Here is a 16,063-nt window from a genome sequence, read left to right on the forward strand (position 1 = left end):
ACTATCAAGATAAGACTTCCAAATGGCAAGGTGTGCTTCAGGACGCTCTACACATCTGCCCAGCACAAGGCCGTGAAGTCGCTGGTCGATGCCCTCGCGTGCGCGTATGAGCGCAAGGGTGACGCATAGTCAAAGTCAGGACATATTACCTTGTTAATTAGTCTTTTGTAACCAGTTTGAAGCCTACGCCGTGAACGTTTTGCAGTTCAACTCTTGGGTCTTCCTTAAAGTATTTGCGCAGCTTGGTGATGTAGACATCCATCGAGCGGGCGTTTTCTTGCGACACTTCATTCCAGATTTTGCTCAGTGCCACGGGGCGTTCCAGAGTCTTGCCCATGTTTTCGCAAAGGAGGAGCAGCAAGTCCGACTCCTTTGAGGTCAGTTTGATGTCCTGCTGTCCGTTGGAAAGCAAATGGCGTGCGGCATCGAATGTGTAGCTGCCCAATGCAAAGGTCGTTGGCGAGCCTGCGGTTGCCTTTGAGCGGTTGTAGACGGCACGGATGCGCATCAGCAGTTCGTCCATGCTGAAAGGTTTGGTGATGTAGTCGTCGGCACCAATTTCAAAACCTTCCAGAATGTCTTCCTGCATGGTCTTTGCGGTTAGGAAAATGATGGGAATGCGGGGATTGATTTCCTTCACTTTTTTTGCCAATGTGAAGCCATCCATGATAGGCATCATAATGTCGAAAATGCAGAAATCGTATTGCCCTACTTTGAATGCATCAAAGGCAATTTCTCCATTTGGACATAATGTTGCTGGATACCCCTTAGCATCGAGATATGCTTTTAAAATCATGCCGAGGTTTTTGTCGTCTTCGGCTAATAAAATATTGATTTGTGACATAAGTTAAATACCTTACTATCAGTTAAAAAATCAAATGATGAACACAACTCTGATAGCTCTTAAATGGCTATCTTTCAATTTCACTGCAAAAATAGGCTTTTTTTCTTTAATAAATGCAATAAAAATTAATTTTTCAAGGGCAAGGTTAGGATAAAAGTCGAACCGTGGTGAAATTCGCTTTTCACGTCGACGCTGCCTCCATGAAATTCTGCAACGTGTTTCACATAATTTAGACCTAACCCGTGGCCTTTCACATCGTGGATGTTGCCCGTATCGACACGGAAAAACTCGTCGAAAACCTTGTGCTGGTCGATTTTCCGTATGCCGATGCCGTTGTCTTTTACGCTGATTACAATCGAGTTTTCGGCGTTTTCGGTGGTGATAGTCACTGCTGGTTTTTTGCCTCCGTATTTCAAAGCGTTGTCAATCAGGTTGGAAATGGCGTTTCCGATGTGGATTTTGTCGCCGGCAATCAAATCGTTTGCCGCATTGAGTTGTAAGATTATTTCTCCGTCTTTTTCCTTGGCGGGCAGTTCATGCATTTTGGAAACGTTTTCTATCACCTTATTAATGTTTATGTCTATCGGATTCGGTATCTTCTTGCCCCCCACGCGCACCAGGTTCAGCACTTCCTCCACCAGTTGCTTGATGCGGTCGTTTTCCTCCGAAATGACATTCAGGTAAGTCGAAATCATGGCTTTATCCTTTTGGATCGATTCGTCCTGCAAGGCCTGGCAGGCCAAACTTATTGTGGCGACCGGTGTCTTGATTTCGTGTGTCATGCTGTTAACGAAATTGGTTTTCAGGTTGCTGACTTCGTCTTGCTGGCGGATGATGGAAATGGTGGAAATGAAGCAGAATAAAACGACTATCAAAATGAAAATCAGGTAGAAATGATAGGAAAAATTATGTATCCATAGTTTTACGTTGATTTTCGGGAAAAACAGCACAAGCTCATCGAGACGTTTGCTGCCATCCGATTCAAGCGAAATAATCTTGTGACGGATGGATGATTTTTCAAGGTTGGTGAGATATGTTTCCGACGAAGCGTAAATGAATTTCTTGCTGCCATACGAATAAATGCCGATTTCGCAGGGATAATGTATGTTTTCCTTGTTGAGACAGTCTTTAATGATGGAGTCGATGGCAGGGAAGCCTAGGTTCAAATAGTCGAAATGAATATTCATGGCTTTCACCATATTGTGCATGTTGATGAAATCGTTCACCGTGAACTTGTCCCATTTTTCTATTTGTAGCTCGTTGGCAAATTCAACGAAAATGGATGTCGTGTCGGAAAAATTCATCTTTTCATTTTTCAGTTCGGGATTTTCAAGTTGGAGCTGTTCAAAGGTTTTGAAATTGATGTCGGTCGTGGCGCGGTGCAATGCGGTTTCCACTTTTGTTTCAAAAAGCGATTTTTGGTTGTCAATGTTGAGTTGGAGAAAATCCAACTGGCTGAAAATCATTGCAATCCAAACGACAATCATCAGAATGACGATGAAGTGGATTTTATTTGGTGTCTTTTTTTTCATGTCTCAAAAATATTGTTTTTTCCATCAACAAGTGAAAAATATCAATAAAAAAATATTTTTTTCAGTTTTTTGTTGCGAGTAATTGAAAAATACCTATTTTTGCAGCGGTTCTTATCATAATAACCTCATAGCTGAGCAATCAGCTGTGAAATAAAAGGTTTCATAAATTTTGGTTTTTGGTTCTTGAAAATCCTGGCACCCGCTGGGATTTTCTTGTTGTAGGCAATCGGAAAAACACGATGTCAATTGTCAGAATCATTAGAAACAATATTGATTGGCAATTGGAACGTAAAGACGCACGGCCGTGCGTCTCTACATGCCAAAATTTGACCCATACGCCGAAAATAGAGACGTTGCGTGCAACGTCTCTATATGATAAAACCACATTAAATCAGAACGTTAGGTTTGCTTTAATGTAGAAATTCCGGCCTGGCTCAACATTGATGTTGCCACGGTTGGTGGAAAGGAAATTGGTGTAAGCCTCGTCGGTGATGTTGTCGATGCCGCCGAAAAACTGCAAGCCGCATCTGCCGAAACGGAACACCTTCGAATTGAGTGACAAATCAAGACGGAAAAAGGAATCGGTTGGTTTTTCGCCTGCTGCAATCTTGTCTCTGTTTTTTGCTCCTGCACCCATAAGTGATAAATTGATGGCACCAACTTCTGGATAGGTGTAGGCAATGCCAAAACGCCCATTCATTGGCGGAATGGAAGGCAGATAGGTGTCGTTTTCCGTATCGCGGCCAATGATGTAAGCACCATTCAGGTAAACCTGTAAACCATTGGAAATGTGATAGTCAAGACTAAAATCGCAGCCGTAAAGTAGAGCTTTGCTTACGTTGCTGTAAATCAAGGCAGGCAAAGTGTCGATGCTGCTTTCTTCGGTCAGGTGATAAATGAAGATGCCATCAGTTTCGACAATCATGTCGGTCATGCGGTTCATGAAAACCGAAGCCTGCATTTCCAGCTTGTCGCCCCAATAGCGCACGCCCAAATCGGCTGAATAGCCTTTTTCAGGATTCAGACTCGGATTGCCAAGTTGCACCTTGCTTCCCAAGTCGATGTATTTGAAACGTTCTTCCAAAGAGGCGGCACGGTAACTGCGGGCCAGATTCAAAACCAAATCCAGCTTTTCGTTCAGGTTGTACAGCAAACCCAAATTGGCGCTCCACGAGAAATCATTTTTTTCGCCCGATTCGAATGTCACGCGCTGCGAGGGCATAGGCTGGATTTCTCCGTTTTTAATGATGGAATCCACATCGTAGCACTTTTCGTTCTTTACAAAAATGCCGTCAAAACGGCCTCCCGCAGTCAGCGTGAGACGGTCGTCAAGCAAACGCATTTCGTCCTCGATAAAAAGTCCTGCATTCGTAAACGAAGCCTTTGGCAATGGCGTTTCGTAACGCTCAACGTGATTGACAACCGTGTCGCCATTCGGCTTGACGACGGTCATCAGTATGTCCTTTTTGCGGTCGGTCGTCATGTTGCGCCGCCAGGCATCAAGGCCAACAATCAGGGTGTTGTTGTCCGAAAAGCTCCATGTACCTTGCAGTTGTCCGCCGAAAACCTTGTGAGTTCCATTTGGCGTTACCAATTGAGGATCAGTTATTTGCACCATGCCGTTGGGCTGAGTTGCCGTGGTCGCCGAATGAGGCTTCATCTCAACCTTTCTGATGATGTTCTGAGAGAAAGCACTCAGTTTCAACGATTTAAAACATTCGGTCAGGTCGGTGATTTCATAACTGGCATTGAAGAGTGTGCGGCTGATGTCGCTGTATTTGGCCTCGGCCGTAGGCGCAAATGCGGCACCGCCAGGAATGCCGACGTCTTTCGACCAGTTGCGCTGGAACTGGAATCTGAAGGTTTGGTTCTTGAAAGGCTTGAAGCCGAATTGAGCACCCAGATTGTTCATGTTGAAAGCACTGTTTGGCAAAGTGCCTTCGGGAGTCTTCACATCGTTGGCCTTGTTATAGGAGCCGTTGATGCGGGCGTACCAATTTTCGCTTCCTGCTCCCAACGAAAGGTATTCGTTGAAAAGGCTGTTCACGCTTGAATAGCCTGAAATGAGGTTGCCCTGGAAATAAGGCTTTTCGGCAAAATGGCCGGTCTTGGAGATGATGTTGACAATGCCACCCATGGCGCCGCTGCCGTAAAGCGACGACTGCGCTCCCTTGATGATTTCGACACGCTCAATGTCGTTGACATCGATCATGCTCATTGAGGCGGTGAGGTCGGTGGCGGTCTCAACGCGGTTGCCGTCGACGAGGGTCACGAGGCGGTTTTCGCTCATGCCGCGCACGTTGATGTTGGTGGCCCAAACGCCATCGCCGCCCATGCTGATGCCAGGCTCGAATTTCAGCACATCGGCGACGGTGAACGAAGAATGCCTGATGTACTCCTGTCGGCCTACAACGCTCAGACTGACAGGCGTTTCAACGATTCTTTTTTCAAGTTTTAGACTTGAGATGACCACATCCTTGAGTTGCACCGTCCTGATGGTGTCGCTCTCAGATGCCTGTGGGGTTTGTGCGAAGGCTGCGCCCGACAAACCGAGGATGACTGCTAATGAAGCAATGTGTTTCTTACTTTTCATTTTCGTTATCTTTGATTTTAAGTAATACCGACTTGACCTCGATTCCAACGATGCGTCCCAGTTGGCCCGTCAGGGAACCAATCTGGTCGGTGGTGCCTTCAAAGATAACAGAAATGATGCTGTATTTGTTTCTTGGGAAACCTTGGCGGCAGATGATTATTTCGCTGTGGCGCGAAAGTATTTCGTTCAGTTGCGGTGCCGCCGCCCTGTCCTGCACATAAATAATGGCTGTGCCAATTCTCTTTTCCATTTGCTGTTCCTCCGGATCAGATTTAAATTCCCGCACGAACCTCGATGGCAACTCTTCGTCTCAATCTCAGTGCCTGTACGGTTTTCGTTATTGCGGGGGCAAAAGTAAGGAAAAAACAAAAGCGTTTTCAGTTTGGTGAGAATTAATAAACAACCTGTAACGGAAATGGCTGTCTTTTGCTTCGCTAAAGGCAAATCATCGAAAATGAATCATAAATTGTTGAAAACCATAATTGGATGTATATCAGATAATTCACGTTAATTTAAGGATAATTTGCGGCAATTTGCGTTTAACAAGAAAACAATTGCGAACGTTGAAATGTGTTACAACTTATTTTTTAAGCGTTACTAAGATGCTGTGAGGGAAAGTAAATTGTAGAGTAAATTCGGAGTAAATTTTTTTTCATGCGCCAACCAATCCGTGAAAATTCATGCACTGTTCCCTGTGCTCCCTGCGTCTGCCGAAGGAGCTTGTCGAAGGGCGAATTCAAAATTTAATCTGTGTAAAATCCGTGTCATCTGCGGAAATCTGCTATTTCAAGAAACTCTCTGCGGAAATCAGCATTATCAGCGGGAGAAAAAACCAATCTGTAGCCGATTAAATCACTGTTTCACATGCACATCCATTTGCGGGAAAGGCAAGTTGAGACTTTCGGCAGGGAATGTCTTGTAAACTTTCTCGTTCATGCTGAAAAAAACATTCCAGTAGTCGGCCGACTTGACCCAGGCACGGACGGTAATATCAACCGAACTGCTGTTCAGTTTCGCCAATTCGATAAAAACTTCGGGATTCTTCAAAATGCGCGTATCATCATTGCATAGGTTTTTCAGCACGGCTTTTGCCTTGTCGTAATCGTCGCCGTAAGAAATGGAAAAAGTCCAGTCGACACGGCGTGTTTCCTCTTTTCCAAAATTTGTCATAATGCCCGTGGAAAGAATTCCGTTTGGTATCGTAATAATCTTATTGTCAAGGGTTTTGATAATCGTATTGAAAATCTGTATTTCCTTCACCGTGCCTTCCTGACCTTGCGCCGAAATGTAATCGCCCACTTTAAAAGGACGGAAAATCATAATGACTACGCCGCCGGCAAAACTCTGCAAAGTTCCGCTCAAAGCCATGCCGACCGCCAAACCTGCCGATGCCAAAAGTGCCACCAACGAACTTGTGTTGATTCCCAAGACGCTGATAATGATTATGATAAGAATGAAATTCAACAGAACCGAAATCAGGCTGTCCAAAAACGATCGCAACGAGACATCGGTCTTGCGGCGTTCCATCATGCGGTGGAGGCTGTTTTTGATTACTTTCACAAGCCATCGGCCAACGAGAAAAATCAGGAAAGCGACCACAAGTTTTATTCCCAATGGAACAAGATAATTGTTCACCAAATTCGGACCCCACTCTGAAATTGGCGTATCTTTCACTTTTTCAATTGTTTCGGCCATTGTCATAATGGTAGAATCGTTTTGAATCGTCTCGCTGAATTTAGACACAATCGTATCGTTTGCCATTTTTCTTTAATTTTGAATGCGCAAAATTACAATTTTTCCTATTTTTATCGCCTCAAATTTGACCTTTGTATGTATATCGAAAATATCAGGAAATACTGTAAAGACCCGAAAAACACCAGTACAGTCGATGTGATGCTTTTTATCATTTTGATATTGAGTTTTCACTTCTTGTATTTAGGCTGGCAGGCTTTGGGATATTGGCCCGTCAAAGGCGCTATCGATAAACTTTCGCTTTGGGCAGTCAATCTGGTTTTCGACCAGTCGTGCTGGGTGTTGCAACACGTTTTCTGCATTGATATTGCAACTGTGAGCGACATGCGCCTCATTGCCACGCCAAACAGCGACGGCGGTTGGGCGAGGGTTGTTATTGCGCTTGAATGCGCCAGCCTGAAACAATGGTGCCATTGGATTTTCCTCATGCTTTTGTTCCCTGGACCTTGGAAGCACAAGGCATGGTTTATTCCGGCAGGTTTGGTTGTCGTTGAATTGACCAATGTTGTCAGGATTTGCGGCATTTTGCTCATGCAAATTCCGTGGCCAAACAGCTTCCATCTGGCACACGATTACATTTTCAAATTCTTCTTCTACTTCATCATTTTCTTGATGTGGGTGGCGTGGGTTGAATTTTTCGCTCATCCGAAAAAGAAAAATGACGCTGGAAAAACTGAGACAAACGATTAAGCAATAACAAAATTAAATGGAGCAATTCAGACACCTAAATTAATATTGTTTTTATAGACACGAATTTCCAAAAATAGACATGAATTTCCAAAAATTTAACTGATATGTAGGCGATTATAAATTTCGATAATTTATGTTTCATTTACGAAAATTTGCGTTTAGCGAAGCGAAAAAACGGCTATTTTTGTTACAGTTTATTTTTTAATTCTCACTAAAACACAATACTATGTCGAACAACATTATTTATACATTGGATGCAGGCGGAACCGGATTCAAGTTTTCCGCCATGAAAGATTCGGTCGAATTATTCGATCCTTTCACCATTCCTTCGGCTGCGCCCGATTTGGAAGGCGTACTTCAGAAAATCATTCTGGGATTTCATCAGGTGGAGGAAAGATGCGGCCTGAAACCTACGGCCATCAGTTTTTGTTTTCCCGGTCCGGCTGATTATCCGAATGGCATCATCGGCGATTTGGAAAACCTGCCGACTTTCAAGGGTGGCGTTCCATTGAAGCAAATGCTTGAAAACGAGTTCCATGTGCCCGTTTTCATCAACAACGACGGCGACCTTTTCGCATACGGTGAGGCTCTTGGAGGTTTGCTCCCTGAAGTGAACCAGCTTTTGGCGCAGCAAGGCAATCCAAAACGCTATAAAAACCTTCTCGGCGTGACTTTGGGCACAGGTTTTGGCGGCGGCATCGTCATCGACAAGGTTTTGCTCAATGGCGATAATTCCGCTGGCGGCGAAATCAACCGTTCTCGCAACATTCTTTATCCGAAAACAAGTGCCGAGGACAGCATCAGCATTCGTGGTGTGCGCCGCGTTTTTGCTCGCGAAGCTAACATTCCGTTTGACGAAGCGCCACAGCCTTTCGACATTTACCAGATTGCCATGGGCATTAAGGACGGAAACAAAGCGGCTGCCCAGAAAGCTTGGGACGAACTGGCCACCGTTTTGGCCGATGTGCTTGCCAATGCCGTTACGTTGACGGATAGCATCATCGTCATAGGTGGCGGATTGTCAGGAGCTTGGCCTGTGTTCATGCCGAAACTCATTGAAAAAATGAACGAACCTTTCACCGACTTAAACGGCCATCAAGTGTCACGCATGGAAACCGTAGCCTTCAATCTGATGGATGACGAAGACATGATTCGTTTCACGGGAAAGTCGGGCAGAATGATTAATGTGCCATTCAGCGACCAGAAAGTATGGTACGACCCGACCAAACGCATTGGCGTTGGGGTGACAAAGTTGGGCACTTCATCGGCAGTTTCGGTTGGTGCTTACGCCTACGCTGTGCATCAGCTTGAACTCATGAATCAAAATGAAAATATATGAGATTCAGGCATTTGAATAATGGCACTTGCAGCGAAGCTGTGAGTTTTGAAATCGAAGACGGCATTTTAAGGAATGTCGTCTTCGAATATGGCTGCGATGGCAACACGCAAGGCATCAGCCGATTGGTGGAAGGCATGCCTGCCGAAGAAGTCGTCAAGCGTTTGGAGGGCATACGTTGCGGCTTTAAGCCGACTTCTTGTCCCGACCAGTTGGCAAAAGCCTTGAAAGAGGCATTGACAAAGGTGGGATAATCCAAATCGAAAACAGATTCATAGTTGCAAAGCGTTCTCTGATGAATTTAACGATTTAAGAATACCATTTCTTTAAGTCACTGTTCAAAATAAAGCTGCTTTATAAACGGACGCGAGGCTACGGGATTCCGAGAAGCGTCGTAGCCTCGCATTTCCGCGACCTCGATGTCCTATTTTCAATGTGTAAACTAATTTTGCTCATCTGCTTATCTATTAAGATTGGCAGGAATTACTCGCAAAAACATTCCGACAACGTTGTAAGAAATTCATTGTATCATTGCAGCCTGAAATGAGAGGAGTGAATATATGACAACAAACATCAGCCCATCCATTACATCTTATCAGATGCGGTGATGCAATCAATAAATTATGGGACGAAGGGACCATAAACGACGAGATTTACGAAGGCTGGTTACACGAACACATGAGAACGCCATAAAGGATAATATCGTTCTGGAGTGAAACAAAAAATGCGGAAGGCCAACCAGCCTTCCGCATTTTTCATTTCATTAAGATTCAAATCTTTAAATTTCAAATCTTTGAATCTTTAAATACAAACTTATTTCATTGCCTGCTCAACAGCAACGGCAACGGCGACGGTAGCGCCCACCATCGGGTTGTTGCCCATGCCGAGGAAGCCCATCATCTCGACGTGTGCCGGTACTGATGAAGAACCTGCAAACTGAGCATCGCTGTGCATACGGCCCATGGTGTCGGTCATGCCGTATGAGGCAGGGCCAGCGGCCATGTTGTCAGGGTGCAAAGTGCGGCCTGTGCCACCACCTGATGCCACTGAGAAATAAGGCTTGCCAGCCTGAATGCGTTCCTTCTTGTAGGTGCCTGCAACAGGGTGCTGGAAACGGGTCGGGTTGGTCGAGTTGCCGGTAATGGAGACATCGACGTTTTCCAACCAAAGGATAGCGACGCCTTCGCGGACATCGTCGGCACCATAACAGTTCACCTTCGAGCGGAGACCGTTGGAATAAGGAATGCGTTCAACAACTTTCACTTCGCCAGTGTAGTAGTCGAATTCGGTGCGGCAGTAGGTGAAACCATTGATGCGGCTGATAATCTTAGCAGCATCCTTGCCAAGACCGTTCAGGATGACGCGCAAAGGCTTCTGACGGACCTTGTTTGCCATTTCAGCAATCTTGATGGCGCCTTCGGCAGCAGCGAAGCTTTCGTGACCAGCGAGAAATGCAAAGCATTCGGTCTCTTCGCGGAGCAGACGGGCAGCCAGGTTGCCGTGGCCCAAACCGACCTTACGGTCGTCGGCAACGGAACCATCGATGCAGAATGACTGTAGGCCTTCGCCAATGGCTTCAGCAGCCTCGGCAGCGCTCTTGCAGCCCTTCTTGATAGCGATGGCAGCACCGCAAGTGTAAGCCCACTTCACGTTTTCGAAGCAGATAGGCTGGGTTTCCTCTGCCATTTTATAAGGGTCGATACCTTTGGCTTCGCAGATCTCATCAGCTTCTTCGATGCTCTTGATGCCATACTGGTTCAAAGCCTTCAGGATGTTGGCCATGCGGCGTTCCTGACTTTCAAATTTTACTTCTCTTCTTGCCATGATGTATCCTCCTTATTCTTTACGTGGGTCAATATATTTAGCAGCTTCGGCGAAACGTCCGTAGGTGCCTTTTGCCTTTTCCAGAGCTTCGTTGGCATCAATGCCTTTCTTCACGAAATCCATGAACTTGCCAAGGCTGACAAATTCGTAACCGATGATTTCGTCATTAGCATCGAGGGCGACACGGGTGCAGTAACCTTCGGTCATTTCAAGGTAACGAGGACCTTTTTCCAAGGTGCCGAACATGGTGCCGACCTGACTGCGGAGACCTTTACCGAGGTCTTCGAGAGATGCACCGATGGCGAGACCGCCTTCTGAGAAAGCCGACTGTGAACGACCGTAAACGATTTGCAGGAAAATCTCGCGCATGGCGGTATTGATGGCATCGCAAACGAGGTCGGTGTTCAAGGCTTCCAGAATGGTTTTGCCAGGCAGGATTTCAGAAGCCATGGCAGCCGAGTGGGTCATGCCGGAGCAGCCAAGTGTCTCAACGAGAGCTTCTTGGATGATACCGTCCTTCACATTGAGGGTCAGTTTGCAGGCACCCTGCTGAGGGGCGCACCAGCCGATACCGTGAGTGAAACCGCTGATGTCCTTGACATCCTTGACGCGCACCCATTTGCCTTCTTCCGGAATCGGAGCGCAAGGATGGTTGGCGCCTTTCTTGACGCAACATTGATGTTGCACTTCTTGTGTGTAGATCATTATTGTTGAATTGTTTATTTGTTGTTTTTGTTTGCTTTGTTTAATGAGGCGCAAAAATACGAAAATTACCATGGTAAGCAATCTTTTCTTTTTTTGATTAATGTTATTTTTGCATTTAATCAATAAAATTACGGAAACCATTTGTTAATGCCAAACAAAGCTGTACCTTTGCACTCGGTTTTGGATGATATGAACTAAATAGAATTTACCATAAATGAATGCATAAATCTCTAACTTCATATAAACGTGGATTAGCAGCAACTTTATTGTTGCTCTTTGCCGCGTATTATATTGATGTGAACTGCTTTGTGCATTCACATGTAGTGAATGGAGTAACGATTGTTCACTCCCATGTCCATAGAAATTCGCACCATGCTTCCAACGACGGTGGGCACAGCACCTGGCAGATAAATCTCATTGCGACAATCAATAGCCAATTCCTCTTTACCAACACCAATGGGAACACCAATATTAGCCCTATTGATTATGTAATTGAGACCATCCATCATGTACAGGAATGTCTGGCTCCACAGGTTCATAGCATACATTTTGGTCGGAGAGCCCCTCCGTCGGCATAAACGATTGCCTGATCTTCAATTATTTTTTACGTATTATTTTAATTCGACTTCTATTCTCGGATAGAGGTCTTAAACTGGTATTTAGATATGTCAACTATACAAAAACAATTTTGTATGGCCATGCTGTGTTTGTGTGCCATACATCTACATGCCGCAACACACTCTCACATTGCTGGTCATGTATTAGATGCTGCAACCAAAGAGCCTTTGAGCTACATCAATGTACATCTCAAAGGCACATCTATTGGTTCGACAACCGACGAGAGTGGTCATTATTTCCTGAAAAATGTTCCTATTGGACAGCAAGTCCTTGCCTTTTCTTTCGTAGGGTATAAAACGAAAGAAGTGCCTGTTCTGATTGAAGCGGATTCCACCTATATTTGTAATGTGGAAATCGAAGAAACAAGTTATTTACTTGAAAATGTCGTGGTCTCTGCCAATAAATATGAGACCAAACAAAAAGAAGTGGCATCTATCGTGAATGTCATTTCTCCCCATACCATAGAAAACACATGCTCTAACTCGATGGCCGACGTGCTGAATTTCCAGCCGGGGTTGCGGGTTGAGATGTCGTGTAGCAATTGTGGGGTTCCCCAACTGCATATCAATGGTTTAGATGGCCAATACAGCCAAATTCTATTGGATTCACGCCCCATATTTTCTTCTTTAGCCAGCGTTTATGGGTTAGAACAGATACCTACAGGCATGGTGGACAGAATAGAAGTGATACGAGGTGGATGCAGTGCTTTGTTCGGGGCGAATGCCATAGGTGGTGTTGTCAATATCATCACCAAAGAACCGAGCCGAAACTATATAAGCCTCAACAATCAAAGTCTTTTTACCGAAACAGGCTCCTATGACATCAATACCAACATCAATGCATCGGTACTATCGCCTAATGAAAAGGTGGGAACATATATCTTTGGCGTTCAACGCGACCGGAAACAATACGATCGTGACAACGATGGATACAGCGACATCCCTAAATTGCAGACAACCACATTGGGCTTCCGCAGTTTCTTCAGAACGACTTCTTATTCCAAGATTACATTGGAGTACCACCATACATCAGAATTCCGTCGTGGTGGTTATGGTATTGATTCCTTACAACCCCATGAGTCGCCCTTGACCGAACAACTAAAGCACCAGATTAATGCAGGCAGTCTTCGTTGGGACTATTTCACAGCCGACAATCGACATTGTGTGACACCATACGCTTCGTTCCAGCATACGGCTCGCGAAAGTTATTTTGGCACGAACTATAACCCCAACGCCTATGGACAATCCAAAGATATTACAGCCGTTGTGGGAGGCCAGTATCGTTTCTCCTATCCTTGCGGTCAAATGCCGGCTGACTTGAGTGCAGGTGTGGAATATTCGTCCAATCAATTGCACGACAGGATATTGGGATATCATCGCGACCTAAGGCAAACTGTTCACCTCTATGGCGGATACGTCCAAAATGAGTGGAAAAACACCAAATGGTCAGTGCTGATTGGCGGAAGGTTGGAGAGACATAATCTATTAACCAAACTCATCTTTACCCCACGAGCCAATGTGCGATATACGCCTATCAATGACTTGATTTTTCGGGTAGGATATGCAGGCGGCTACCGTGCTCCACAGACCTACGATGAAGACTTGCATGTAGGAGCCGTTGGAGGAGAGGTGCATTTGATATCCATCGACCCGAATCTCAAAGAGGAACGCAGTCACTCGGTCACGTCAAGTGTCGATTGGTACAAGTCGATTGGCAAATGGGATATAAACCTCACGGCAGAAGGGTTCTTCACCCAACTCAATGATGTCTTTGCTTTGCGTGAAGAAGGATATGACGAGCAGGGAAATCTCTTGCTCATGCGTGTCAATACTACCGGCGCACGGGTGGCAGGGATAAATGTAGAGGGAAAAGTTGGATACGGCAGATTATTTACCATGCAGATGGGCTATACATACGAGAAAAGCCGTTATATAGAGCCGTTTCAATGGAGTCCGACCATTGCACCGCAAAAACGCATGTTTCGTGCCCCCGACCATTATGGATTCTTCATGGTGCATCTACGTCCTGTCAAAGGTTTTACCATCACTACAAATGGAAAAATTACCGGAAGTATGCTGGTGGAGCATTACGCAGGTTTTATTCCACAAGATGAAGAAGTGGAAACGCCTGTGTTTATTGAGTGGGACATTCGCATTGCTTATGAAATACCGCTTTACAAAAATTACACCTTAGAAATTAATGCCGGTGTCAAGAATCTGTTAGATCAATACCAACGCGATATGGACAAGGGAATGAACAAGGATGCCGGTTACATTTATGGTCCTTTCACCCCTCGCAGTTATTTTGTGGGGCTGAACTTGAAGATATAAGAAGCTGTTTTGATTTTATTCCGTCATTTTACAGGTAATTTGAGATTACCAAGGCATACAAGAAAATGCTTAAAAACGAAAAGAGCCTTGGTTTGTTCAGCCAAGACTCTTTTTTGGTACCGAAGGCCAAACCTATTTCAATATCAATGGATTATGTGAAAAACCACATTATTAATTGATTCTCAATCTTTCAAGCAACCGATTGGGACGACGAAGATGCCATCCTTTCGCTGGTAGGCATATTGTCCGACTGCGGTCAAAACCATTTTGAATGAAGGGGCTGGCATTCTGCTTGTGTCAATGGTATTGGCGAGGGCTTGAAGCGAACTTACACCTTCTTCAATAAGTTTCGTTCCACCGAGTTTCACTTCAACAAGGGCGTATGTTCCGTTTCGGCGATGCAGCACCGTGTCACATTCAAGACCTGAACTGTCACGATAATGATACAACCGGCCATCGAGAGCTTCAGCAAACACACGCAAATCACGCACAGCAAGGTCTTCAAAGAACAAGCCAAAGGAATTCAAGTCATTAATCAGGTCGCTGGGGCCAAGGCCAAGGGCAGCGGTTCCAATGCTGGGATCAACGAAATGTCTGGTATCACTGGTTCGAATTGCCGACTTGCTCCGAATATTGGGATTCCAAGCCTCTAAGTCTTCAACGACAAACAATCGTTTCAACGCCTTTATATAGTCGGCCACCGTATCTTCATCCAGCGATTTGGCATCATTCGACAACATGTCGGCCTTAATGGTTCCATACGAAACCTGCTGGGCAATGTTTCTGGCGTATGACCGTAGCAAAAGCCTTGCACGGCCGGGATTGCGCTTCACACCGTCAACCCGCTGTATGTCAATCTCTGTCACAGCGTCAACATAATCCAGAGCTTGATCCAGAGCCAATTCGCCATGCAGGAATGTAGCCTGCGGCCACCCGCCTCGGCAAATAAGGAAAGCCAAATCTTCAAGACTAAGTTTGTTTAATTGAGGCTCGATAACGCCACCTTCAAACAAGTTTTTCAAGCTAACGCTTCCCAATGATTCGCCCGACTCGAAAAGGCTCATTGGCCTCATTTTGACACGGGCAATTCGTCCTGTTCCGCTATGCACAGTTTCGTCGGCTTGAGGAAGAACTGATGAACCTGTAAGTATAAACTGAGAAAAATCGCCACGGCTATCCACTTCGCTTCGGATACTATCCCACAACGACGGAATGGTTTGCCACTCATCGATTAGTCGGGGCGTTTCGCCTTGCAGCAAAGTCTTGGGGCTGACATCCATCATTTGCTGGCTTTGTCTCAAGACATCACTGTCGCCAAGGTCGAGCACGCTCTTAGCCTGTTGCCGTGCTGTGGTTGTTTTGCCGCACCATTTCGGCCCTTCAATCAGCACGGCTCCTTTGCCGGCCAATTTGCGTGCAAGCAGTTTGTCTGCTATACGCTGCTTATATTCCCGATTCATAATGCATCGATTTGTGATTTCGCTGCAAAATTACTGATTTTATTTTAATTACAAACTATTTAATTTGATTTTCGGTCATTTATTGTCAATTTGTTCGGTCATTTGTGAATATTTTGTTCGGTCGTTTGTGGAATTTTTGATGTATATGAGATGCCTGAAAACGAAAAGAGCCTTGGTTTGTTCAGCCAAGACTCTTTTTTGGTACCGAAGGCCGGGATCGAACCGGCACGAGTGTAACCTCATCGGTTTTTGAGACCGACGCGTCTACCGATTCCGCCACTTCGGCAACGCTTAAATTGCGGCTGCAAAAGTACAAAAAAATCCGTTTCTGCAAGTTTTTCGCGAGAAATTTTTCTTTCCCCTGTTTTTTTCCAAAGAA

General features: G+C 45.2%; 13 protein-coding genes and 1 tRNA gene. 4 read left to right on the plus strand and 10 right to left on the minus strand.

The features are described from left to right. Positions 1–157: 157 nt before the first annotated feature. The 5 genes from AC06MN_RS11330 to AC06MN_RS11350 form a co-directional block, all read right to left on the minus strand. Positions 158–844, minus strand: coding sequence for a response regulator transcription factor (locus AC06MN_RS11330; protein ID WP_475672492.1), 687 nt, complete (start codon positions 842–844; stop codon positions 158–160). 125 nt (positions 845–969) lie between these two features. Further along, positions 970–2,376 carry a sensor histidine kinase gene (locus AC06MN_RS11335; protein WP_475672493.1) on the minus strand — a complete coding sequence of 469 codons (1,407 nt, stop codon included), beginning with the start codon at positions 2,374–2,376 and terminating at the stop codon, positions 970–972. 391 nt (positions 2,377–2,767) lie between these two features. Continuing rightward, positions 2,768–4,969, minus strand: coding sequence for a TonB-dependent receptor (locus tag AC06MN_RS11340; RefSeq protein ID WP_475672494.1), 2,202 nt, complete (start codon positions 4,967–4,969; stop codon positions 2,768–2,770). Beyond that, on the minus strand, positions 4,959–5,219 hold the full coding sequence (locus AC06MN_RS11345) for a TM1266 family iron-only hydrogenase system putative regulator (protein WP_475672495.1): 261 nt from the start codon (positions 5,217–5,219) through the stop codon (positions 4,959–4,961). Before AC06MN_RS11345 ends, AC06MN_RS11340 begins: the two co-directional genes overlap by 11 nt. 602 nt (positions 5,220–5,821) lie before the next feature. Then, positions 5,822–6,730 carry a mechanosensitive ion channel family protein gene (locus AC06MN_RS11350; RefSeq protein ID WP_475672496.1) on the minus strand — a complete coding sequence of 303 codons (909 nt, stop codon included), beginning with the start codon at positions 6,728–6,730 and terminating at the stop codon, positions 5,822–5,824. Between the two features lie 69 nt (positions 6,731–6,799). Here AC06MN_RS11350 and AC06MN_RS11355 point away from each other — a divergent pair, with 69 nt between their 5' ends. The 3 genes from AC06MN_RS11355 to AC06MN_RS11365 all read left to right on the plus strand — a co-directional run bounded on the left by AC06MN_RS11355 (position 6,800) and on the right by AC06MN_RS11365 (position 9,001). Continuing rightward, positions 6,800–7,411 carry an exosortase/archaeosortase family protein gene (locus tag AC06MN_RS11355; RefSeq protein WP_475672497.1) on the plus strand — a complete coding sequence of 204 codons (612 nt, stop codon included), beginning with the start codon at positions 6,800–6,802 and terminating at the stop codon, positions 7,409–7,411. 226 nt (positions 7,412–7,637) lie between these two features. Further along, entirely contained in the window at positions 7,638–8,750 is a 1,113-nt protein-coding gene (locus AC06MN_RS11360) for an ROK family protein (protein WP_475672498.1), read from the plus strand. Beyond that, a complete protein-coding gene (locus AC06MN_RS11365) occupies positions 8,747–9,001 on the plus strand; it encodes a TIGR03905 family TSCPD domain-containing protein (RefSeq protein WP_475672499.1) in 255 nt (84 codons plus the stop codon). Before AC06MN_RS11360 ends, AC06MN_RS11365 begins: the two co-directional genes overlap by 4 nt. A gap of 559 nt (positions 9,002–9,560) precedes the next feature. On the opposite strand, the gene AC06MN_RS11370 is transcribed toward AC06MN_RS11365, so the two are convergent. From AC06MN_RS11370 to AC06MN_RS11380, 3 genes are all read right to left on the minus strand, one after another. After that, entirely contained in the window at positions 9,561–10,571 is a 1,011-nt protein-coding gene (locus tag AC06MN_RS11370; protein ID WP_475672500.1) for a GGGtGRT protein, read from the minus strand. Positions 10,572–10,583: 12 nt separating this feature from the next. Further along, positions 10,584–11,276, minus strand: a complete 693-nt coding sequence (locus AC06MN_RS11375) for an iron-sulfur cluster assembly scaffold protein (RefSeq protein ID WP_475672501.1) — start codon at positions 11,274–11,276, stop codon at positions 10,584–10,586. Positions 11,277–11,590: 314 nt separating this feature from the next. Further along, the gene (locus tag AC06MN_RS11380; RefSeq protein WP_475672502.1) at positions 11,591–11,815 is read right to left on the minus strand and encodes a hypothetical protein; all 225 of its coding nucleotides are present in this window, start codon (positions 11,813–11,815) and stop codon (positions 11,591–11,593) included. A gap of 159 nt (positions 11,816–11,974) precedes the next feature. Here AC06MN_RS11380 and AC06MN_RS11385 point away from each other — a divergent pair, with 159 nt between their 5' ends. Further along, a complete protein-coding gene (locus AC06MN_RS11385; protein WP_475672503.1) occupies positions 11,975–14,224 on the plus strand; it encodes a TonB-dependent receptor in 2,250 nt (749 codons plus the stop codon). 182 nt (positions 14,225–14,406) lie between these two features. On the opposite strand, the gene AC06MN_RS11390 is transcribed toward AC06MN_RS11385, so the two are convergent. Together AC06MN_RS11390 and AC06MN_RS11395 are read right to left on the minus strand one after the other, a co-directional pair. Further along, positions 14,407–15,684, minus strand: a complete 1,278-nt coding sequence (locus tag AC06MN_RS11390; RefSeq protein WP_475672504.1) for an ATP-binding protein — start codon at positions 15,682–15,684, stop codon at positions 14,407–14,409. 199 nt (positions 15,685–15,883) lie between these two features. Beyond that, positions 15,884–15,970: transfer RNA gene (locus AC06MN_RS11395), tRNA-Leu, on the minus strand. Between the last annotated feature and the right edge of the window lie 93 nt (positions 15,971–16,063).

This window comes from Candidatus Limimorpha sp. (assembly GCF_056203535.1).